The organism is Bradyrhizobium sp. HKCCYLRH2047, assembly GCF_051168175.1.
Taxonomy (GTDB): Bacteria; Pseudomonadota; Alphaproteobacteria; order Rhizobiales; family Xanthobacteraceae; genus Bradyrhizobium.
In genome coordinates, this window is the sequence record NZ_JBNPUM010000007.1 from 233066 (window position 1) to 253873 (window position 20808).

Sequence of the window (20808 nt, forward strand, 5' to 3'; positions counted from 1 at the left end):
CGTCTTCTTAAGGCCGTACCGTGTTCACTTGACTGCTTCGACCAAGGCCATGCCCTCGCCGCGGTAGTGGCCGGCGCCGACCACCACGATCTGGGTCGGAGCCTCCTTCATCTCTGCCTCCACGCCCGAGTCGTCGCCCGGTGCGAACAGGGCGCCGCGCGAGATCGAGAGTGCGGCAAGCGCCAGATCAAGAGCGAAATGCGCTTCCATCGTGTGGCCGAAACGGGTCCCGCTGGAGCGCACCGCGAACGCCTTGTGATGGTCGAGGAAGGCGCGCTCTTCCGAGGTCACCGGCTCCGCACCGGTCGCACCCGTGATGATGGCGCCGGGGGCCTCGTGGACGTCAAGCGCCGACCACAGCCGGTCCAGCGTTCCGGTCACCGCGCCAGCCTCCTTGCGGCGGGCACGGTCGGCGACGACCTTGCTCAGCCGCGCCAGCGGCTTGGCGCCGCGGGCCTCGGCATGCGGCTTGGATTCCAGCACCAGGAACGCGCCGGCCGATCCGAGCGCGAAGCCCGGATGGTCCTTGCGGGCCCAGACCGGCTTGAATTCGTTCTTCAGATTGTAGTCGCCGAACTCATACAGCACGAGCAGGTCCTTGCGCTCGCCATTGTGCGAGCCGCCGACCAGCGCGATGTCGCTCTGGCGGCCGGCGATGCGGGCCAGGGCGATCTTGAATGCGTCGACGCCCGCGACCTCCTCGCCCATGAAGGTGCGCGACGTGCCGCAGACGCCGTGCGAGATCGCGATGTTGCCGGCGAGCAGGTTGGACAACTGCGCCAGGAACAGGGTCGGGCGCAGGTCGCTCATCAGCCGGTCGTTCAGGAAGCCGGGCGTGCAATTGCCCTGGGCTTCCGCGTTGAGGATCGCGGTGTCGACGGAGATGTCGCGCTCGCCGCCGCCCGCGGCGACGATCATATCCATCCGGGACAGGATGTCCTTGTTGCCCTTGAGGCCGGCGGAATCCAGCGCAAGCCCGGCGGCATAGGTGCCGATGCGCTGCCACGCCTCCATCTGGCGCTGCTCCTTCTTGGGGATCTGCGCTTCCAGATTCACCTTGGCCCAGGGATGCACGATGTAGGGCGCGAAACCCTGCTCATCGACGTTGATCTGGCCGGCGTTGAGGGCCTCCCAGTTCGCATCGAGTCCCTCGCCGAGCGAGGTCGCAAGGCCGATACCGGTGATCCAGACTTCGACGGGCTCGGAGGTCACGGCTGTCGTCTCACTCATCGCTGTAGGACCTGTTGCGGAAAGCCGATGCGCTCGGCGACGGCGTCCATGTGTCCGCGCAGCTCCGGATTGGGGAAGGGGACGTGGCTGAAGGTGATCGTCGCGTTCGAGCGTAGCTTGCCGCCGACCTTCACGCGCGCTTCGGTCATGGCATAGCCGGAGCCCTCGTGCAGCACGTTGGCCTCGACGGTCAGCACCTCGCCCGGCGACACGAAGCCGCGCATCTTGGCCTCCTTGACCGCGGCGAGGAACGGCATCCGCTCGAACTTCATGAGCGCGAGCAGCAGCCAGCCCGATGTCTGCGCCATCGATTCGATCAGGAGAACGCCGGGCATGATCGGATAGCCCGGGAAATGTCCTTCGAAGATCGTGCTTTCGGTGGGGACCTTGGCTTCGACAGTGATGGCCTTCTCGTCCAGCCGAAGATCGAGAATGCGGTCGATGAGCAGGAAGTATTCGATCTGCATGGCAGGCGCTCACGCGCCCTTGGCGGCGACCAGCTCGTCGATGCGGGCGCACAGGTTCTTCAGCACGAAATACTGCTCGGTGCTGGCTTTGCCGTCGTTGACTTCCTGCGTCCACTTCTCGAGTGGCAGCTTGATCCCGAAGGCCTTGTCGATCGCAAACGCGATGTCGAGGAAATCGAGGCTGTCGATGCCCAGATCGTCGATGGCGTGGCTATCCGGCGTGATCGTGTCGCGCGGGATGTCGCAGGTTTCAGCGATGATCGTGGCGACCTGATCGAATGTTGAGGACATCACTAAGCCTTTGATATTTTGGAGCTAATCCGGTAGGTGGCGACGGGAGGACACCGCGCCCCCGGGGGCGTCTGATGCGAGCCCTTTTACCCCCGTCGCCCGGGGAGTCGTGTGCCCGTATATCGGAGCGACGCGGTGAGTTCAATGGAGCCGGACACGGCGGTTGTGGCGGGATTGTGATGCCCCGCCGGCCGCGGCAGCCGCGTCCAGCAGGGGATCAGGGCGTGTAGGTCTCGGTGATGATGCGGGCGCAGTCGCGCCGTCCGGTCAGCAGGCAGTCCTGGGTCTTGCGCAGGTCGGCAATGCTCATCGCCAGCCAGATGCCGATCGCGGTCAACGCGACCGTGAAGGCGATGGCGGCGATGTTGGCCAGGATGCGGTGGCGGAAGTCATCGGGCTCCTCACGCGGTTGCTCATACCGGGAGAGATCGAGTGTCGGCTGCTCGCGCCGGTGCAGCTGAATCGGCGGACTGCCGCCCTCGGCCGCGCGCCGCACCGGACTGCTGCGCGGCCGGAACGGCACCACGCGATGCTCTTCCTCCGCTGCAATGGGGCGCTGGGACTTCATGCCTCGACTCCGATGGTCCTTTTTAGCACGCGGGCCCAACCTCTCACAAAGAAACTTTGCCATAATTGAGCTGCATCAGCAAAACATCTCCCTCCTCGGATGCATCCAGTCGGCGCCTGCTCCGCGGGTGATTGGAACCTGCCGCGGTCGGTCCGAACGGCGTCGCAGCTCGGGGAAGATGCGCTGGAACGGCTCGGCAGGCGTGGCATAATGCTGATCATCCCCCTGGAAGCCCAGCCATGGCCAATACCCGCGAGCCGCTGCTTCATCCCGTGCCGATCCTGTCGCTGCGCCCGACCCAGATGACCGTCGGCATGCGCGAGGTGAAGGAGAAGCGCGAGCGCTGGCGCGAGCACAAGTCGAAGAAGAAGCAGGCCGAGCTGCTCGGCAAGCACATGATCCCGGTGGTGCTCGGTCCCGACGAGCGGCACTACGTCGTCGACCACCATCACCTCGCCCGCGCGCTCCATGACGAGGGCGTCAAGGATGTGCTGGTCACGGTGATCGGCGACCTCTCGATGGTCGATCGGGAGGCGTTCTGGGGCGTGATGGACAACAAACGCTGGGTCTATCCTTACGACGCCAAGGGCGTGCGGCGGCATTTCAAGGACCTGCCGAAGACCGTCGCGAATCTGAAGGACGATCCGTTCCGCAGCCTGGCCGGTGAGCTGCGCCGCGCCGGCGGCTTTGCCAAGGACACGACGCCGTTCAGCGAGTTCCTATGGGCCGACTTCCTGCGCCGCAAGGTCAAGCGCAAGACGGTCGAGACCCATTTCGCCGCCGCCATGGAGCACGCGCTGGCGGCCGCAAAGAGCCACGACGCGGTCTATCTGCCCGGCTGGTGCGGGCCGGCGTCGGACGACTGATCGTCTCACTTGGTCTTCGGCAGCCGCCCCATCAGGTAGAACTCGTCGTTGGGCCGCATGCCTGTGACATTCGCCATCCGGTTCGACAGCGCGAAGAATGCCGCGATTGCGGCGATGTCCCAGATGTCGTCGTCGCTGAAACCGTGGCCGGCCAGCGCCTTGAAATCGGCGTCCCCGACGGTCTGCGCCTCGAGCGCCACCTTCATCGCGAAATCGAGCATCGCCCGCTGCCGCGGCGTGATGTCGGCCTTGCGGTAGTTGATCGCGATCTGGTCGGCGATCAGGGGACTCTTGGCGCGGATGCGCAGGATCGCGCCATGCGCGATGACGCAATACTGGCACTGGTTGGCGCTCGAGGTCGCCACCACGATCATCTCGCGCTCGGCCTTGGTCAGCCCGCCGTCCTTCTCCATCAGCGCGTCGTGATACGCAAAGAACGCGCGGAACTCGTCCGGCCGGTGCGCGAGTGTCAGGAACACGTTGGGCACGAAGCCGCTCTTCTCCTGCACGCCGAGCAGCCGGGTGCGGATGTCGTCCGGCAAGGCGTCGATTGCGGGAACGGGAAAGCGGCTGATGGGAGCTTGCGTCATGGCAACGGGTCCGGCGTGCGTGGCAGGGGGCGAACCTTAGTCGATCGCCGCGCAGGCGCAACGGTCCAGCTCAGCCCATCACCTTGCTTTTGGCGACGTGCCCGCAACGCCTCCTCGGGGCGTCATCGACCGGGATTTGAGAGCGGCGGCCGCCGTGTTTAGCGCAGCGGCTTCTTCAACAGGGAGAAGCGGTCCGGATCGAGCCCCATCGACGGCTGCAGCATTGGCGCGTCCAGCGATGCGGACATACTTCCTCGATCCCCGAGGTTGCCGGCGCCGCCGTCGCCGCTCGAGGCGTCCCGGCTCGAGGTCGCTCCGCGCCAGCGCTCCAGCACGGCACTGACGAAATGCATGTCGTGTCCGGCATTCACCGAGCGGACGGTGGCGATCGTCGCCTCGCTGCGCGGCAATTGATGCAGCGGCACCTCCTTGAAGCGCAGCCGGGTCGGCAGCGCGACGCCTTCGCCGAACGCCAGCACCTCGCGGGTGCCGAGCGAGGGGACGAAGGAGAGCAGGTTGGCGGCGGCGTCCGACACCGCCGAGCGCAGCAGCGACTGGTCGCGCTCGTTGGCGAGGCGCATCGTGAACAGCGTGTTGCACTGGGAGATGATGGTGGCGTCGAGCTCGGCCGGCCGCTGGGTGATCAGGCCGAGATAGACGCCGTATTTCCGGCCTTCCTTGGCAATGCGCGAAATCGCCTTGCGGGTCGGGCCGAAGCCGATCGAGCGGTCGGCGGAGGCGTAGCGGTGGGCCTCCTCGCAGACGAACAGCAGCGGCGAGACGCCGTCGCTCCACAGCCCGAAATCGAACGCCATGCGGCACACCACCGACACGACGGAATCGACAACCTCGGCCGGGAAGCCGGCGAGCTGCATCACCGTCATCGGCCGGCCGTTGGCGGGCAGGCGGAACAGGTGGCTGATGACCTCGGCCATGGTGTCGCCGCCGACATTGGCGTTGTCGAACATGAAGGCGTAGCGCGGGTCGTTGCGTACGGTCTCGATGCGCGAGATCAGCTTGTGATAGATGATGCGCGAGGAGCGGTTCTCGAGCTTGCCCATCCGCTCGTCGATCAGGTTGATCAGGTCGACGAGGCGGTAGGGCACCGGCGTATCGACGGTGTAGCCGACCATCTTGGGGTCGACGCGCTTGAGCCCGATGCGGTCCGTGTTCTGGTACTGGGTGTAGATGCCCTTTGCCAGCGGGATCACTTCGGCCAGGATGTCGAGCTCTTCCGGCACGCCGGGCCGGCCGCCGAACAGGACGTCGACGATCTCCTCGAAATTGAACAGCCAGAACGGCAGCTTCAGGTTGCGCGGGTTCAGCACCAGCGCCTTTTCACCAAAGCAGCGGCCGTATTCGTTGTGGACGTCGAGCAGGAAGATGCGCAGGTTCGGCCGCGCCTTCAGGATCTCGTTGAGCAGCAGCGACACGCCGGTCGATTTGCCCACGCCGGTCGATCCAAGCACCGCGAAATGCTTCGACAGCATTTCCTCGACATTGACACAGGCGCGCACGGAGGTGTCCTGCTGCAGCGCGCCGATGTCGATGTGGTCGCCGGCGGTCGGCGTGTAGATCGTGCGCAGCTCCTCGCTCGTGATCATGTCGACGGCGTCGCCGATGGTCGGGTAGTGGGTGACGCCGCGTTGGAACTTGGGCCGTTCGGCCGGCCCGAGAATCTCGCCGAGCAGGTCTACCGACGCCGTCGCGACGTATTCGCTGGCATGCGAGAGGTCCTCGCTGGTCACCTCGGTGATGATCGCAATGATCGTGGCGCTCGGGCAGCGAATGCTGATGAAACGGCCGACTGTCGCGCGGATATCGGAGACGTTCATCTGCTGTTTCGACAGAATGCCGACGCGGGCCTGGGAGCCCCGCACCGAGATCACGCGTCCGAAGGATGTCACGGTCATGAAACCTGTGGTGAATTGTTGAGCTGACACCTTCTCTGCTGGGACTGGAAAATTTGTTAAGCGGGCAATGTTTGTGAACGCGCCGGCGCCCGGTCCGGCCGTCGGAGGGGCGCGCGGAGCGTTGCGATCGCGCCTCCTCAATGGGGCCTAACACTTTGGAGTGTAAGGATTTCTGCATCCTTCCCTAAAGCGTTGCGCGAGCCGTTCGGGTTAACGTCCGGTTCACCATCTCCAAGGCTCTTCCTTCAGGGCTCTTCGGCGCTGGACGCCCCGACCCCGAAAGCAACCTGGATGGGTTGCCGCACCGATCCGAAAGCCGTCCGGCCGCTCAGCGATTTGATCGCAATCAATCTGGAACCCGGGCGTGCCGGCTATATCTTTCCCGTCAAGCGCGAGGGAGCGGATGCCGGCCGATCTCGTCGGATGACATTGGTCGCGCCCATGCCGTTGCAGACCTGATCCTCGCGTGAAGCAGGAGGATGATGTTATGGCTGAACCTACCAAGCTGCCCGTCAACACCGAGAAGGCAGGTGCGCCCTCCATGCAGGGATGGCGGCCGTTCGAGAATCTGCGCCGCGAGATCGATCGCGTGTTCGAGGACTTCCATGGCGGGATCTGGCGCACACCGTCGCTGTTCGACCAACTGCCGGGTCTGGCCCGCGCACGGTCCTTTGCCGTGGCGCCGGCGGTCGACGTCGCCGAGCACGACAATGCCTATGAGGTCACGGCTGAGTTGCCCGGCCTCGACGAGAAGAACGTCGAGGTGAAGGTTGCGAGCGGCGTGCTCTCGATCAAGGGCGAGAAGCAGGAGGACAAGGAGGAGAAGAAGAAGGACTATTACGTCCGTGAGCGCAGCTTCGGCTCGTTCGAACGCTCCTTCCAGATCCCCGACGGCGTCGACACCGACAAGATCGAGGCCGTGTTCAAGCAGGGGGTGCTCAAGGTCACCCTGCCGAAGAAACCCGAGGTACAGAAGGCCGCCAAGACCATCGACATCAAGGCGGCGTGACCGCATCCTGTGGCTTTCTGTCCCATGATCATGGGACAGACGATGGATCGGACGCCGAGGAAGGGCCGCGCGCGCGGCCCTTTTTTTCGCGGAGCTGCAGGGGTAATCTGCCTCCCAAGCAAACGGTCGGCGATGCCGGACCGGGGAACGACCGGAAGGGAGACGAGAGGATGGGCAAGCTCGCACTGGCGGCCAAGATCACGCATGTGCCGTCGATGTATCTCAGCGAGCTGGATGGTCCGGCCAAGGGCAAGCGACAGTCGGCGATCGACGGTCATATCGAGATCGGCCGGCGCTGCCGCGAGGCCGGCGTCGACACCATCGTCGTGTTCGACACCCATTGGCTGGTCAATGCCGGCTACCACATCAATTGCGCGCCGCATTTCGAAGGGCTCTACACCTCGAACGAGCTGCCGCACTTCATCGCCAACATGACCTATGAATACGATGGCAACCCGGAGCTGGGCCACATCCTCGCCGAGGGCGCCAACGCCCATGGTGTTGCCACCATGGCCCACGATGCGACGTCGCTGGCGCTGGAATACGGCACCTTGGTGCCGATGCGCTACATGAACCCCGACCGCCACTTCAAGGTCGTCTCCGTCTCGGCGCTGTGCACCTCGCATTATCTCGCCGACAGCGCCAAGCTCGGCTGGGCGTTCCGCCGCGCGGTCGAGGATCATTACGACGGCACGGTCGCCTTCTTCGCCTCGGGCTCGCTGAGCCACCGCTTCGCCCAGAACGGCACCGCCGACGAGTATCGCGACCGGATGTTCAGCCCGTTCCTGGAGCGGCTCGACCACGAGGTGATCCAGATGTGGGAGCACGGCGAGTGGCCGGATTTCTGCGACATGCTGCCGGAATATGCCAGCAAGGGCCATGGCGAGGGCTTCATGCACGATACGGCCATGCTGCTGGGCGCGCTCGGCTGGAACCACTACGACCGCGGCGTCGAGGTGGTGACGCCGTTCTTCCCGTCATCAGGGACGGGCCAGATCAACGCGGTGTTTCCGGTCTCGCCGATGCCGCAGGCGCTGGACGACGTCGGCCGGCCGCGCGCCGCCGCGCTCGCGGGCGGTCGGCTGTAGCGCCGCTCACCAGACCTCCGGATGCCGGAGCATCTCGATGATGTCCTCCGGATAGACCTGATCGGCGGTCGCCGTGAGCCCGGCTGGTCGCCGCCATCTGCTCGGTGTTGAACCGCGGCGTCGGCGGCGCGACCAATGCGGGATGGACCGGAGGCCGGTGACCGCTCAATGCTGACGAGAATTCTGTTGCTGACCGCGATGCTCATCGTGCCGGGCATGGCGGCGGCGCAAGTGCCGCATCGCGAGGCCTGCAACGTCGAGGCCGACATCATCGACCGCGATCCGAACGGCGCCAATGTCCGCGCGGAGCCAGGCGGCGGCATCGTCAATGCCTTGAAGAACCCGACCAGCGACGGCTGGATCGTCGTGCATCTCACCGCGCAGCAGGGTGACTGGTTCGAGATCGACCGGGCCGTGCTGAACGACGTCGAGCAAGGCAAGGAGACCGTGATCTTTCAGGGCAGGGGCTTCCTGCATCGGAGCATCGTCGGCGCCGGCGGCCTGCAGAACGGCGCGGCGATCTACCGCGGTCACGCCACATCGAGCGCGAAGCTCGACCCGCATGCGAGCGGTGACCAGGCGGTCGAGCTGCTCGGCTGCTTCGGCGACTTCGCCAGGATCCGCGTCAAGAAAGGCGTCGGCTGGACGCGGCAGCTCTGCACCAACATGGTGACGACCTGCTCGTGAGCGGCTGCGCCCTCTGATGCGATCCTTCAGGCCGCGTGGCGTTGATGCGACAGCCGCTCGCGCTCGCACCGGCACTCGGCCGCGAACTGGCGCAGCCGCTCGATCGTCAGCGTGTCGGTGATGCTGCGCGCGAGTCGCTCGGCGCGTTCGATCTGGTCTTCGAGGTCCATCAGCTTGGTCATGTCCCGTCTCCCTGGCCAGACAATTTGAAGCAAATTGCATCGTTCCGGCCGGATGAGGATCGTGGTGAATGACGGGTTAATTCCGTGATCGGGCGCACCTTGGCGAGATCGTGAAGTCGAGGAGACGATGCGAGGCGGGGACCGGCAGGACAGCGTCGTCGACGCAGCGCAAGCGTCGCATTCAGCCTCGATCGCGGCGCCTCTGTTGTGATCGGGCGGGCCGTTCGCTAGCATGGACGCCTCACCGCGCCCAGGGAAGCGTTCCATGCCTCGCCGGAAAGTCGATTCCGACGAAACCATCGTCGTCGCTCCAGAGCTGCGCTCGCCCAAGGCTGTACAGCTCCTGACGAGGATGCTCTCCCTGGATCGCGAACTTGGCGCGAGGCAAGTGCTGGACGTCGATCAGTTGCTCGACCTGGCGCAAAGCCGCGTCGGCTCGGTGCCGCTGGGGACGCACAGCGAACTGCATCTCGAAGGGATCAGGCGCCTGGCAGGCTCGATCGCACGCGATACCCACTATGACGATCTCGGCCGCTACATGGCGAGCCACTACATCTATGGCTGGCTCGAGCGGTACCTTCAGTTCGAGCAGGATCTGGCCGACTTCCCCGACATCGTCGACGTGCCCGTTGCAAAGCCTCTGTTTCTCGTCGGTTTCGGCCGGACCGGAAGCACGTTTCTGCATCATCTGCTGGCCCTCGATCCCCAGGCGCGGGCACCGCGGCTCTGGGAGTTGCAGGAGCCGTCGCCACCGCCTCGTCGGGAGACGTATGAGACGGATCCGCGGATCGACCGGCTTCGCGTGCACGCCGATTTTAGGTCGGCCGTGATGCCGGATCTGCACAAGATCCATGAGTTCGCCCCCGCGGCCCCCGAGGAGTGCCAGCTCATGATGTGGCACGGCCCGCAGCACATGATCCTCGGGCTGAGGTCACCGGACTATTGGCAATGGTTCCGAGGGGTGAGTCCGTCAGAGTTGGACATGCTGTACGCCGGCTACAGACGTCAGGTTCAGCACCTGCAGCTGTTTCATCGCGGCGGGCACTGGGTCAGCAAGTCGCTGGCTCATGCGCAGTTCTTTCCGGTGCTGTTCAAGAGCTTTCCCGACGCACGGATCGTTCGGCTGCATCGGGATCCCTGCCAGATCATTCCGGCCCTCGCCAGCCTGATCGCGCAGATGCAGATCGCCTATACGCCGCGCCTCGATGCCCACGACCTCGGCCAGCGCATGCTCGAGCTGTTCGAGCAGTCGATGGCCCGGATGATGCAGGCCGACGAGGAGGCGAGATCCGGCCAATTCATCGATGTCCTGTTCGAGGATTTGACTCGCGACCCGATCGCGACCGTTCGCACCATCTATGCGAAGTTCGGCTACGATTTCACGGGCGAGTTCGAGACCCTCATGCGACGGCACTTGCAGGCGGAGTCCATCAGCCGCCGTTTCAAGCATGTCTACTCGCTCGAGCAATTCGGATTGTCGCGGGCGCAGGTGCTGGCCCGGTCGGAAGAGTATCTCGCATGGGTGGAACGGCGCACGGGCGCGAGGCTCTGCCGGCCCGGTCGGTCCTGATCCAATCAGAACAGGAAACGCTAGCGGATCGGCGCTTGCCGGCAATAGTCGCGCCAGAACGTCCGATATCCCTGTTCCACATGCTGCGTGTAGAGCGCGCCGTTTCCGGCCGCTGAATGCGAGATCATGGCCGGCAGCTCAGCGCGGAGCGCGGCAAGCTCGGCAGGCCGCGAGCAGAATTTCAGCGCGATCGCGAGATAGCCGTCGTCGTTTTCGGCGACCCACGCATCCAGGCCCACTGCCTTGGCGATCGCGCCGCCCGCGCGGGCGGCAGGGCCGCTGCCGAGCTTGGTGACCACAGGCACGCCCATCTGCAGCGATTCCCAGGTCGAGATGCCGCCATTCTGCGGGAACGGATCGAGCGAGATGTCGATCTCGGCGAACATCGCAAGATGCTCCTGGCGCGTCGTCTTTCCTGCACAACGGACGCGGTCCGCGGTAATGCCGTGAGCGACGAAGCGTGCAACCAATCGGTCGCGCAGCAGGGGATCGCCCATCGAGTGGTTTTTGACGACGATGATCGAGCCGGGCGTTGCAGCCATTAGCTGCGACCAGAGTCTGAGAGCAGGTTCGGACATCTTTTCGATGCGATTGAACACGCCGAAGGTGACGTGGCCGTTACGAAGCATCGGCAGCGGCGATGGCGGAATGGGAGGCGGGGGTTCGATCGTGATCAGCGACGGCAGGTCGTAGATCTTTTCGGCGAACAGATGCCGGACTGCGGGTGGAATCGTCACCGGATCGGCCAGCAGATAATCCATGACGGGCAGGCCCGTCCCAGTGACGCTGCCGACGGCCGAGACCTGGACCGGGGCGGGCTTGCGCGCAAACATCGTGAGCCGGTGGCCGGCGGAATGCCCCGAGAGGTCGACGAGGATGTCGACCTTGTCGGCCTGGATCTGATCGGCGAGCTTGTCGTCGCCCCACAGCGAGGCGTCGACAAAGCGATCGACCAGCGAGCGGCACAGGTCGGTCTTGGCATCCTTCATCGGCGAACAGGAATAGGCGACGATTTCGAACTTGTTGCGATCGTGGTGGCGCAGGAGGGGGAGGAAGGCAAAGGCCGCTGAATGGTCGCGGAAATCGGACGAGACGTAGCCGACGACAAGCCGCCGGTCGGGGTCGATGTTGCGCACGCCGAGCGAGCGGCGCTCCAATCGCGAGCCGATCGCATCCCACCAATATCTCCGCGCTTCCTGAAGACGTTCCACCCCGGTGTCGGGCAGGAAATCCAGCGCAAAGATCTTCTTGGTGATCGCGTCCTCATGGTTCGGTCGGATCGCGAGAGCCCGGTCGTAATGTTCGATTGCCGTGGCGGTGTCGCCCTGCGCCGCAGCGCAGACGCCGAGCAGGGTCCAGGCGATCTCCGAGTCCGGGTTCTGTGCCAGCACCTTGTTGATAACGGAGATCGCCAGCGCGATATTGCCATGGACGAGAGTGACCGCGGCCTTGCCGCAAAGTGCTTCTTCCAGCAGCGGCTCGAGCGCGAGCGCGGCGTCGAAATTGGCTTCCGCCTGGTCGAACTTGCCCAATTCCTGATACGCCCGGCCGCGCTGGGCGAGCACGGCGGCGGCCTTCGGATTGATCGCCAGCGCCGCATCCAGCGCGGCCAGCGCGGAATCGAACTCCCGCAGGTTCATGCTGGCCACGCCCTTGCCGAACAGGGCCGTCAGCAACCGCGGCTGCAGCGCCAGCGCGCGATCGAAGTTCTGACCGGCCTCGTCGTTGCGGCTCGTGAACAGCAGCGCCATGCCGCGATTAGCGTAGGCCTCGGCATAGTCGGGCTTCAGGGCAATGGCGCGGTCATGCGCTGAGATCGCCTCCTCGAAACGGAAGAGGCTCATCAGCGCGTTGCCCAGATGCGTGAGCGCGGCCGGGAAGTTCGGCCTGAGCGCGATGGCGCGCTCGAAGCGGGCGCGAGCGTCCTCGTGGCGGCCGAGCCGGGACAGCGACAGGCCGAGATCAGACTGGGCGTCGGCCGAGCGCGGGTCGATCTCGGTCGCGCGTGTCAGCACGCGCACCGACTGGTCGAAGCGGCCGCAGTCCCGTTCGGACACGCCGAGCAGATGCAGGGCTCCGAAATGGTGCGGCAGGTCCTGCAGGATCTGCTGGCACAGGGCCTGAGCCTCCGGATGCCGGCCCTCGCGGTAGGCCTTGACCGCCGCCGGCAGCAGCACGTCCGCCTGCTTCTTGGCCCGCTTTTGCAGCCTTGCGTTCTGGAAGGCGCGGGAGCCGACGCTGCTTTGCAAGTGCTTTCCTCCACGGAACCGGTCCATTGCTCGCAATGGTTGTTCCGTTCTCGCCGATTCGCAATGAGCAGACGTTAACGCGCGGGACCGCGTGCCGAAGGGGCGGACGCCGCAGCGTGTCCCGCATGGGCATGCAATCTCGGGCGTAGGGCAAAACCGAGCCGGATGCTTCTCAGATCACAAGGACGAGGCGGTGGAGCTTCAAGCCGTCGCGGCAATGATCAAGCTGGCTGGGGAACCTGGATTCGAACCAAGACAAACAGAGTCAGAGTCTGTTGTGCTACCGTTACACCATTCCCCAACGGAATGCCCTGCAGTTTCAAGCAATTGCCGGACTGTTTGGCACCGTTCTGCGCGCCGGCCGGCAAAGCTCGGGCGGCGGCGACGCGTCCTTCTACCCGCATGTATCAGGCTTTGGCAAGCCGCTGGATGACGGATTTCCAACGTGCTCTGCCGCCCGTCGCGCCACGGGCTGGCCGGGTCTAGCGCTCGGCTCTCGCGGCCCGCGGCTTTCGCGGCGCGCCGTCCGGGCCGCCGCGCACCAGCAGGACCAGACAGGCGCCGAGCCGTTCCGCGATCTCGTCGTCGTCGATCGACAGCGGGCCGGGATCGTTGAGGATGGCGTTCACCAGGGTGCCGAGCACGACCTGGACGCCGAACGCGACCGTCTTTCGCGCGTCCGCTGTTCCCGACCGCGTGCGCGACGCCGCGCCGGCGCGCCCGCCCCCAGGCAGCAGCAGCGCCGCACGCTCCGACAGTGCCTGTGCCAGCTCCTTGAAGCCGCTCCAGTGGTTCGCGCCGCGCTCGCTGCGCACCAGCGCGGCGCGCAGCACGCCCTTGTGACGGCGCATCCACAGCACGGTGCCGCGCACCAGCAGGTGGCATTGCCGGTTCAGGTCGCCCGCGCGGGCGGGATCGGGCGGCTGGAGTCTCAACAGCTGCTTCCGCCCGTCCGCCAGGGTGAGCGAGAGCAGGGCGTTGAAGTAGGCCTCCTTGCTGTCGAACCGGCTGTAGAAGGCGCCGACCGTTGCCCCGATATGCGCACAGAGGTCGCTGATCGACAGCTCCGCGAGGCCGCGCGTGTGCAGCAGCTCCGCGCCGGCCGTCAGCAGGGCAAGCGTCGTCTCGCGGCTGCGCTGCTGCCGCGACGGGGTGACGCCGGGCAGGTGGTCCGGCGCGATCCGCTGAGGCATGTCGCTGGCTCCCTCTAGAACAATAATCATAATTATGATTATGATCTGAGGCAAGCTTGGCCGTGCCGCCCCTGCCCGGGACGTCGCGGATCCCAGAGCCATCAGAACGATACAACTCGTGCGGGCTGCCAGGCGCGGCCGGGACGCGAGCAAGAGGGAGGACGAGGCATGAGCGAGCCCGCATTCGGTGGCACGATCGGCAGGACCATTGCAGGCTCCAGGCCGTGGTGGCCGGCACCGCAGCAGCCGCCGAAGGGCGCGCCCAACATCCTGGTGGTGCTGTTCGACGATGTCGGCTTTTCCGATTTCGGCTGCTACGGCTCGCCCATCCGCACCCCCGCGATCGACGCGCTGGCCGCGCAGGGCCTGCGCTATTCGGGCTTCCACACCACCGCGATGTGTTCGACCACGCGGGCGGCGCTCCTCACCGGCCGCAACCATCATTCGGTCGGCGTCGGCTGCCTTGCCAATTTCGACTCGGGCTATCCCGGCTATCGCGGCAAGATCGCGCGCGAGGCAGGGACGCTGGCGGAGATGCTGCGCACCCATGCCTATCGCAACTACATGGTCGGCAAGTGGCACGTGACGCCCTTGACCGAGAGCGGCGCGACCGGGCCGTTCGACGGCTGGCCGCTGGGGCGCGGCTTCGACCGCTTCTACGGCTTCCTCGACGCCGAAACCGATCAATATGCGCCGGAGCTCGTGCTCGACAACACCCATGTCAGTCCGCCCGGCAGCTACGCCGACGGCTATCACCTGACTGCCGATCTGGTCGATCAGACCATTCGCTTCATCGCCGACCACACCGCCGACCGACCGGAATTGCCGTGGCTGACCTGGCTCGCCCTCGGTGCCTGCCACGCGCCGCACCAGGCGCCCCGCGAGATCATCGAGAGCTACGACCCGGCCTTTGCTCATGGCTGGGACGCCGAGCGCGCGCAGCGGCTGGCACGGCAGAAGGCGATGGGGCTGGTGCCGGAAAATACCGATCTGCCTCCGCGCAATGACGGCGTGAAGGCCTGGGACGCGCATTCCGACGACGAACGGCGCGTCTTCACCCGGCTGCAATCGGCCTTCGCCGGCATGCTCGATCATGCCGACCAGCATCTGGCGCGGCTGCTCGCCTTTCTCGACAAGACCGGCCAGCGCGACAACACGCTCGTGATCGTCATGTCCGACAATGGCGCCAGCCAGGAGGGCGGGCCGCTCGGCTTCGTCAACGCGATGGGACCATTCAACTTCAAGCCGGAGCCGGTCGCCGAGAAGCTCGCGCGGATCGACGACATCGGCGGGCCGGATACGCACTCGAACTTCCCGCATGGCTGGGCGATGGCGTCGAACACGCCGCTGCGCCGCTACAAGCAGAACACCCATGGCGGCGGCATCCGCGATCCCTTCATCGTCTCCTGGCCGCAGCGCATCGCGGCGCGCGGCGAAGTCCGCCACCAGTTCGTCCATGCCTGCGACCTCGTGCCGACCCTGCTCGACCTGATCGGCATCGATGCGCCGGCCACGATCGCGGGTGTGCCGCAGATGCCGCTCGAGGGCGTGAGCTTCGCCGCCTCCATCACCGATCCGTCCGCGCCGTCGAAGCCCGTGCCGCAATATTTCGAGATGTTCGGCCATCGCGGCCTCTGGCACGACGGTTGGAAGGCGGTGGCCTTTCACCCGTCGGGCACGCCGTTCGACAACGATAAATGGGAGCTGTTTCATCTCACGCAGGATTTCTCCGAGACGCATGATCTCGCCGCCGCCGAGCCGGAGCGGCTCGCGGCACTGGTGAAGCTGTGGTGGGAGCAGGCGGAGGCGCACCAGGTACTGCCGCTCGACGATCGCTTCGGCCCGCGCTTTGCCGAGAACGCCGCGCGTTTCCACGGCGCGCGTACGCGCTTCACGTTCCACGCCGGCATGGGCCATGTGCCGACCGACGTCGCCCCCGACGTGCGCAGCCGCGACTATCTGATCGAGGCCCATGTCGAGATCGATGCAGAGGGCGCATCCGGCGTATTGATCGCCCATGGCGATGCCACGTCAGGCTACAGCCTCTACGTCAAGGACGGCCATCTCGTGCACGATCTCAACATCGGCGGCCGCCACGAGATCGTCAGCTCGGCCCGCCCGGTGCCGGCGGGATCGCATCGCCTGGGCGTGCGCGTCGAACGTCTGAGGCGGCAGACCGAGCCGGCCAAGGGCGCGCGCACCGGCATGAGCCAGTACACGTTGCTGATCGACGGCCAGGAGGCCGGCGCGCTGACGACGCAGCTGGCCTTTCACACGCTGATCTCATGGTCGGGGCTCGACATCGGCCACGACCGCGGCAGCCCGGTGTCGGACTACGCGGCGCCGTTCGCATTCACCGGACGGCTGTCGCACGTGACCGTGACGATGCAGAATGAGCAGAGCCTGGATGGCGAAAGCGTCGGCAACGCCGAGATGGCGCGACAATAGTCGACGACCAGGGAAGCGGCGGATCGTTATTCCGCCGCTTCCTTCACGGCGCCTCCGGGAGCGGCCGCGTCGGGCTCGTGGTCGATATGCGCGCGCCCCCAGCGCGCGAAGGCGTTGTTGACCTTGTCGAGATAGAGATAGATCACCGGCGTCGTGAACAGCGTCAGCATCTGGCTGACGATCAGGCCGCCGACCATCGCATAACCGAGTGGCTGGCGGATCTCCGAGCCGGTGCCGTTGCCGAGCATCAGAGGCACGCCGCCGAGCAGGGCTGCCATCGTCGTCATCATGATCGGACGGAAGCGCAGCAGGGCGGCTTGGCGGATCGACTGCTCGGGCGGCAGGTGCTGGTCGCGTTCGGCGGCAATGGCGAAGTCGACCATCATGATGCCGTTCTTCTTCACGATGCCGATCAGGAGAATGACGCCGATCAGCGCAATCAGGCTGAAATCGTAGCCGAAAGCCATCAGGATCGCGAGCGCGCCGACGCCGGCCGAGGGCAGCGTCGAGAGAATCGTGATCGGGTGGATGTAGCTCTCGTAGAGGATGCCGAGGATCAGATAGACCACGACGAGGGCGGCGAGGATCAAGAGCGGCACGGTCGACAGCGACTGCTGGAACGCCTGCGCGGTGCCCTGGAAGCTCGAGTTCAAGGTTGCGGGCGCGCCGAGCTCGACCATCGCGCGCTGCACCGCATCGGTGGCCTGGCCGAGCGCGACGCCCTGGGCGAGGTTGAAGCTGATCGTGATCGACGGGAACTGACCCTGGTGGCTGATCGACAGCGGCCTCACCGGCACGTTGGTCCAACTGGCGAAGGTCGAGAGCGGCACCTGGTCGCCGGTGGTCGGCGATTTCACGTAGAGCTTGTTGAGCGTGTCGATGTTGCCCTGCAGCTCAGGCAGGATCTCCAGGATCACGCGGTAGGAGTTGAGCTGGGTGAAGTACTGCGCGACCTGGCGCTGGCCGAAGGCGTCATACAGCGTGTCGTCGATCAGCTGCGGCGAGATGCCGTACCGCGAGGCGGTGTCGCGGTTGATCGTGAGCTGTACGGTGGTGCCGTCGGCCTGCTGGTCTGTGGCGACGTCGCGCAGCTGCGGCAGCGAGCGCATCTTCTCCAGGATCTTCGGCGCCCACTCGTTGAGCTCGGCGAGATTGGAGTCCTGCAGCGTGAACTCGAACTGGGTTCGGGACGGCCGGCCACCGAGGCGGACGTCCTGCGCGGCCTGCATGTAGAGCCGGGCTCCCTCGACCTTCTCCAGCTGCGGCCTCAGGCGTGTGATGATCTGCTGCGCCGATGCATCACGCTCGTCACGCGGCTTCAAGGTGATGAACAGATTGCCGGTATTGCCGGCGCGGCCGGAGCCGCCGATCGCCATTGCGACGCTGGCCACGCCCGGATCATCCTGCACGATCTTGGCCAGCGCCTCCTGGCGCGACTGCATCGCCTTGAAGGAGATGTCCTGCGACGCCTCCGACGCGGCGGTGATCAGGCCGTTGTCCTGCTGCGGGAAGAAACCCTTGGGGATCAGCACGAACAGGTAGATCGACAGGCCGAGCGTGGCGAAGAACACCATCAGCGTGGTGAAGCGCCAGCGCAGTGCGATGTCCAATCCCTTCTCGTAGGCCCTGAGCAGCGCCTCGAAGCCGCGCTCGCTCCATTGGTAGAATTTGCCATGAGCCTGGTGGCCGCCGCGCAGGAAACGCGAGGCCATCATCGGCGTCAACGTCAGCGAGACGAACATCGAGACGAAGATCGTCATCGCCAGCACGACCGCGAATTCGCGGAACAGGCGCCCGATGATGCCGCCCATCAGCAAGAGCGGGATCAGCACGGCGACCAGCGAGATCGAGATCGAGACAATGGTGAAGCCAATCTCCTTGGCCCCCTTGTAGGCGGCAGCCATCGGGGACTCGCCTTCCTCGACATAGCGAGAGATGTTCTCGAGCATGACGATGGCGTCGTCGACGACGAAGCCGACCGCGATCGTCAGCGCCATCAGCGAGAGGTTGTCGAGTGAATAGCCGACCCCCCACATCATCGCGCAGGCGCCGAGCAGGGCGAGCGGCACGGTGATCGTCGGGATCACCGTGGCCCAGAAGCTGCGCAGGAAGATGAAGATGACCATGACCACCAGAAAGATGGTCAGGAGCAGCGTGAACTGGACGTCTTCGACCGCGGCACGGATGGTCGTCGTGCGATCCGACATCAGCTCGACCTTGATGGCCGGCGGGATCGCCGCAACCAGGCGCGGCAGCGTCGCCTTGATCTTGTCGACGGTTTCGATGACGTTGGCGCCAGGCTGCTTGAAGACCACCAGGAACACGCCGCGCTTGCCGTTGGCCCAGGCGGCCTGCTTGGCATCCTCCGATCCGGTCACCGCCCGGCCAATGTCACGGATGCGCAACGGACCGCCATTGCGGTAGGCGATGATGACGTCGTTCCAGTCCTTCGACTCGGTGAGCTGGTCATTGGCGTAAATGGTGTAGGCCCGACGCTCGCCGTCGATGTTGCCCTTCGGGCTGTCCACCGTGGTGATCGCGATCTGGCTGCGCACGTCCTCCATCGAGAGGCCCTTGGCGACCAGCTTGGCCGGGTCGATCTGGATACGGATCGACGGCTTCTGCTGGCCGCCGATGATCACCTGGGCAACACCCGAGATCTGGCTGATCTGCTGCGCGAGCTGCGCATCGACGGAGTCGGAGACCGTCGTCAGCGGCAGCGTCTCGGACGTGGCGGACAAAATCAGGATCGGCGCGTCCGCCGGGTTGACCTTGCGGTAGGTCGGCGGCGACGGCAGGGTCTTGGGCAACTGGCCCGAGGCGGCGTTGATGGCGCCCTGGACGTCGTTGGCGGCGCCGTCGATGTTGCGATTCAGGTCGAACTGGATCGTGACCGATGCAGTGCCCAGGTAACTGGTCGACGTCATCTGGGCGATGCCGGGAATCTGTGCGAATTGCCGCTCCAGCGGCTGGGCGACCGAGGTCGCCATGGTCTCAGGGCTGGCGCCCGGCAGATTGGCGGTCACCTGGATGGTCGGGAAGTCGACCTGCGGCAGCGGTGCGACCGGCAGCAGCGGGTAGGCAACCAGGCCAATGAACAGGATACCTGCCATCAGCAGCGAGGTGCCGATGGGGTATTTGATGAAGGGTGCCGAGATGCCGCCGCCGTTCATTCCTGCCGGACCTTAGCTGGCGCCGGCTCCGAGCTGGCCACCGCGGTGGTCACGACCGAGCCTGGCTGCACTTTGAATTGACCGCCGGTAATCACCTGCTGGCCGGGCGTCAGCCCTTCTTCGACGACGGTCCGGCCATCGAGCGAAACGCCGACCTTCACCTTGCGCAGCTCGGCCTTGTTGTCCGGGCTCACCGTGTAGGAATACAGCCCGCTGGTCGAATGCTGGACCGCGTCGTCGGGAACCACCGTGGCGTCCTTCAGCGTCCGCACCAGGAGCCGCGTCGAGACCGACTGTCCGGGCCACAGCACGTGGTCCTTGTTGTCGAACACCGCTTTCAGCCGGATCGTTCCGCTGGACGTGTCGACCTGGTTGTTCACGACCATCAGCTTGCCCTCGGCGAGCTGCTTCCTGCCGTCGGTGGTGAACGCGATCACCTTCAACGGGGCGGTCTTCTGCGCCTCGTTGATGTAGGGCAACTGCTCTTCCGGCGCGGTGAAGATCACCGCGATCGGTTCGATCTGCGCGATCGAGACGATGCCGGTCTGGCTCGAGGCGTTGACGATGTTGCCGATGTCGACCTGGCGGAGGCCGGCGACCCCGGAGATCGGCGCCTTGACCTGGGTGTAGCTGAGCTGGGTCTGGGCATTGGCGATCGCGGCGTCGTCGGCGGCGATCTGCGCCGTGAGCTGTGCGACGGTGGCGCGCTGGGTGTCCTGCTGCTGCCGGGTCGCGAACTCGCCGAGCTTGGTGGTGCGCTGCAGGTCGAGATTGGCGTTGTTGAGATTGGCCTCGTCCTGCGCCCGCTTGGCCTTGGCCTGGTCGAGCGCGGCCTGGAACGGCCTCGGGTCGATCTCGACCAGCAGGTCGCCTTCCTTGACGAGTTGGCCTTCGGTGAAGGCGATCTTGTCGATCTGGCCGTCGACGCGGGTGCGGACCTGGACGGTGTTGAAGCCTTGCACGGTCCCCAGGCCGGTGAGGAAGACCGGAAAGTCCGTCTTCTCGACCGGCACGGTCGAGACCCGAACCGCCTGCGGTCGGGCCGATTTCTGCTCAGCGGTCTTCTTCGCTGCCTCGGCGCCCTGATGACGCTGCCAGCCATAATAGCCGGCGCCGCCGAGAGCCGCGACAAGCAGGATCCAACCGAGGGTTCGTGATGTCTTCATGCTGGCCCACATGCTGAGACGAACAGGATAACCGGTCTTTAAAACCATTCCCAGCATGCCAGATATAGTACGCACGCAATTAATGTGTAAACACACGAGCGCGTGGACAAACCTAAAC

17 protein-coding genes and 1 tRNA gene are annotated in these 20808 nt (G+C 65.5%); 6 read left to right on the top strand and 12 right to left on the bottom strand.

Translation table 11 applies throughout. The annotated features are described in order from the left end of the window. Nucleotides 1-24 precede the first annotated feature (24 nt). The 4 genes from ACQR1D_RS18550 to ACQR1D_RS18565 all read right to left on the bottom strand — a co-directional run bounded on the left by ACQR1D_RS18550 (nt 25) and on the right by ACQR1D_RS18565 (nt 2556). The gene (locus tag ACQR1D_RS18550; protein ID WP_434838984.1) at nt 25-1230 is read right to left on the bottom strand and encodes a beta-ketoacyl-ACP synthase; all 1206 of its coding nucleotides are present in this window, start codon (nt 1228-1230) and stop codon (nt 25-27) included. After that, entirely contained in the window at nt 1227-1697 is a 471-nt protein-coding gene (locus tag ACQR1D_RS18555; protein ID WP_434838985.1) for a 3-hydroxyacyl-ACP dehydratase FabZ family protein, read from the bottom strand. The genes ACQR1D_RS18550 and ACQR1D_RS18555 overlap by 4 nt, the downstream gene beginning before the upstream one ends. Nucleotides 1698-1706: 9 nt before the next feature. After that, nucleotides 1707-1988 (bottom strand): acyl carrier protein, encoded by a 282-nt coding sequence (locus ACQR1D_RS18560; RefSeq protein WP_006609130.1) that lies wholly within the window; start codon nt 1986-1988, stop codon nt 1707-1709. A gap of 217 nt (nt 1989-2205) precedes the next feature. After that, nucleotides 2206-2556, bottom strand: coding sequence for a hypothetical protein (locus tag ACQR1D_RS18565; RefSeq protein ID WP_315803108.1), 351 nt, complete (start codon nt 2554-2556; stop codon nt 2206-2208). A 239-nt stretch (nt 2557-2795) separates the two neighbouring features. On the opposite strand from ACQR1D_RS18565, the gene ACQR1D_RS18570 reads away from it, so the two are divergent. Next, nucleotides 2796-3422 (top strand): ParB-like protein, encoded by a 627-nt coding sequence (locus tag ACQR1D_RS18570; protein ID WP_315803109.1) that lies wholly within the window; start codon nt 2796-2798, stop codon nt 3420-3422. A gap of 5 nt (nt 3423-3427) precedes the next feature. Here the strand turns inward: ACQR1D_RS18570 and ACQR1D_RS18575 are convergent, their stop codons facing one another. After that, entirely contained in the window at nt 3428-4012 is a 585-nt protein-coding gene (locus ACQR1D_RS18575) for a peroxidase-related enzyme (protein ID WP_315803110.1), read from the bottom strand. Nucleotides 4013-4170: 158 nt separating this feature from the next. Then, nucleotides 4171-5925: an ATP-binding protein gene (locus tag ACQR1D_RS18580; protein ID WP_315803111.1), complete on the bottom strand. Its 1755-nt coding sequence runs from the start codon at nt 5923-5925 to the stop codon at nt 4171-4173. A gap of 487 nt (nt 5926-6412) precedes the next feature. Here ACQR1D_RS18580 and ACQR1D_RS18585 point away from each other — a divergent pair, with 487 nt between their 5' ends. The 3 genes from ACQR1D_RS18585 to ACQR1D_RS18595 all read left to right on the top strand — a co-directional run bounded on the left by ACQR1D_RS18585 (nt 6413) and on the right by ACQR1D_RS18595 (nt 8709). Continuing rightward, nucleotides 6413-6934 carry an Hsp20/alpha crystallin family protein gene (locus ACQR1D_RS18585; protein WP_315714485.1) on the top strand — a complete coding sequence of 174 codons (522 nt, stop codon included), beginning with the start codon at nt 6413-6415 and terminating at the stop codon, nt 6932-6934. A gap of 170 nt (nt 6935-7104) precedes the next feature. After that, entirely contained in the window at nt 7105-8022 is a 918-nt protein-coding gene (hpaD, locus tag ACQR1D_RS18590; RefSeq protein ID WP_315827378.1) for a 3,4-dihydroxyphenylacetate 2,3-dioxygenase, read from the top strand. Between the two features lie 168 nt (nt 8023-8190). Next, nucleotides 8191-8709 (top strand): hypothetical protein, encoded by a 519-nt coding sequence (locus ACQR1D_RS18595; protein ID WP_434838986.1) that lies wholly within the window; start codon nt 8191-8193, stop codon nt 8707-8709. Nucleotides 8710-8735: 26 nt separating this feature from the next. Here ACQR1D_RS18595 and ACQR1D_RS18600 read toward each other — a convergent pair whose 3' ends face one another. Then, on the bottom strand, nt 8736-8891 hold the full coding sequence (locus tag ACQR1D_RS18600) for a hypothetical protein (RefSeq protein ID WP_315803114.1): 156 nt from the start codon (nt 8889-8891) through the stop codon (nt 8736-8738). A gap of 232 nt (nt 8892-9123) precedes the next feature. On the opposite strand from ACQR1D_RS18600, the gene ACQR1D_RS18605 reads away from it, so the two are divergent. After that, nucleotides 9124-10461, top strand: a complete 1338-nt coding sequence (locus tag ACQR1D_RS18605) for a sulfotransferase family protein (protein WP_434838987.1) — start codon at nt 9124-9126, stop codon at nt 10459-10461. 20 nt (nt 10462-10481) lie between these two features. Here the strand turns inward: ACQR1D_RS18605 and ACQR1D_RS18610 are convergent, their stop codons facing one another. The 3 genes from ACQR1D_RS18610 to ACQR1D_RS18620 form a co-directional block, all read right to left on the bottom strand. Then, a complete protein-coding gene (locus ACQR1D_RS18610; protein WP_434838988.1) occupies nt 10482-12710 on the bottom strand; it encodes a tetratricopeptide repeat protein in 2229 nt (742 codons plus the stop codon). Nucleotides 12711-12937: 227 nt separating this feature from the next. Further along, nucleotides 12938-13011: transfer RNA gene (locus ACQR1D_RS18615), tRNA-Gln, on the bottom strand. A 181-nt stretch (nt 13012-13192) separates the two neighbouring features. Then, nucleotides 13193-13903: a TetR/AcrR family transcriptional regulator gene (locus ACQR1D_RS18620; RefSeq protein WP_315803117.1), complete on the bottom strand. Its 711-nt coding sequence runs from the start codon at nt 13901-13903 to the stop codon at nt 13193-13195. Nucleotides 13904-14071: 168 nt separating this feature from the next. Here ACQR1D_RS18620 and ACQR1D_RS18625 point away from each other — a divergent pair, with 168 nt between their 5' ends. Next, nucleotides 14072-16351 (top strand): sulfatase-like hydrolase/transferase, encoded by a 2280-nt coding sequence (locus ACQR1D_RS18625; RefSeq protein WP_434838989.1) that lies wholly within the window; start codon nt 14072-14074, stop codon nt 16349-16351. Nucleotides 16352-16377: 26 nt separating this feature from the next. Here ACQR1D_RS18625 and ACQR1D_RS18630 read toward each other — a convergent pair whose 3' ends face one another. Then, on the bottom strand, nt 16378-19524 hold the full coding sequence (locus ACQR1D_RS18630) for a multidrug efflux RND transporter permease subunit (RefSeq protein WP_434838990.1): 3147 nt from the start codon (nt 19522-19524) through the stop codon (nt 16378-16380). Further along, the gene (locus ACQR1D_RS18635) at nt 19521-20702 is read right to left on the bottom strand and encodes an efflux RND transporter periplasmic adaptor subunit (RefSeq protein ID WP_409997941.1); all 1182 of its coding nucleotides are present in this window, start codon (nt 20700-20702) and stop codon (nt 19521-19523) included. Before ACQR1D_RS18635 ends, ACQR1D_RS18630 begins: the two co-directional genes overlap by 4 nt. Nucleotides 20703-20808: the final 106 nt, after the last annotated feature.

What these genes read in the sequence shown, in the direction of transcription:
- ACQR1D_RS18550 (WP_434838984.1), bottom strand. Translation starts at nt 1,230, where the DNA reads ATGAGTGAGACGACAGCCGTGACCTCCGAGCCCGTCGAAGTCTGGATC.
- ACQR1D_RS18555 (WP_434838985.1), bottom strand. Translation starts at nt 1,697, where the DNA reads ATGCAGATCGAATACTTCCTGCTCATCGACCGCATTCTCGATCTTCGG.
- ACQR1D_RS18560 (WP_006609130.1), bottom strand. Translation starts at nt 1,988, where the DNA reads ATGTCCTCAACATTCGATCAGGTCGCCACGATCATCGCTGAAACCTGC.
- ACQR1D_RS18565 (WP_315803108.1), bottom strand. Translation starts at nt 2,556, where the DNA reads ATGAAGTCCCAGCGCCCCATTGCAGCGGAGGAAGAGCATCGCGTGGTG.
- ACQR1D_RS18570 (WP_315803109.1), top strand. Translation starts at nt 2,796, where the DNA reads ATGGCCAATACCCGCGAGCCGCTGCTTCATCCCGTGCCGATCCTGTCG.
- ACQR1D_RS18575 (WP_315803110.1), bottom strand. Translation starts at nt 4,012, where the DNA reads ATGACGCAAGCTCCCATCAGCCGCTTTCCCGTTCCCGCAATCGACGCC.
- ACQR1D_RS18580 (WP_315803111.1), bottom strand. Translation starts at nt 5,925, where the DNA reads ATGACCGTGACATCCTTCGGACGCGTGATCTCGGTGCGGGGCTCCCAG.
- ACQR1D_RS18585 (WP_315714485.1), top strand. Translation starts at nt 6,413, where the DNA reads ATGGCTGAACCTACCAAGCTGCCCGTCAACACCGAGAAGGCAGGTGCG.
- hpaD (WP_315827378.1), top strand. Translation starts at nt 7,105, where the DNA reads ATGGGCAAGCTCGCACTGGCGGCCAAGATCACGCATGTGCCGTCGATG.
- ACQR1D_RS18595 (WP_434838986.1), top strand. Translation starts at nt 8,191, where the DNA reads ATGCTGACGAGAATTCTGTTGCTGACCGCGATGCTCATCGTGCCGGGC.
- ACQR1D_RS18600 (WP_315803114.1), bottom strand. Translation starts at nt 8,891, where the DNA reads ATGACCAAGCTGATGGACCTCGAAGACCAGATCGAACGCGCCGAGCGA.
- ACQR1D_RS18605 (WP_434838987.1), top strand. Translation starts at nt 9,124, where the DNA reads ATGGACGCCTCACCGCGCCCAGGGAAGCGTTCCATGCCTCGCCGGAAA.
- ACQR1D_RS18620 (WP_315803117.1), bottom strand. Translation starts at nt 13,903, where the DNA reads ATGCCTCAGCGGATCGCGCCGGACCACCTGCCCGGCGTCACCCCGTCG.
- ACQR1D_RS18625 (WP_434838989.1), top strand. Translation starts at nt 14,072, where the DNA reads ATGAGCGAGCCCGCATTCGGTGGCACGATCGGCAGGACCATTGCAGGC.
- ACQR1D_RS18630 (WP_434838990.1), bottom strand. Translation starts at nt 19,524, where the DNA reads ATGAACGGCGGCGGCATCTCGGCACCCTTCATCAAATACCCCATCGGC.
- ACQR1D_RS18635 (WP_409997941.1), bottom strand. Translation starts at nt 20,702, where the DNA reads ATGTGGGCCAGCATGAAGACATCACGAACCCTCGGTTGGATCCTGCTT.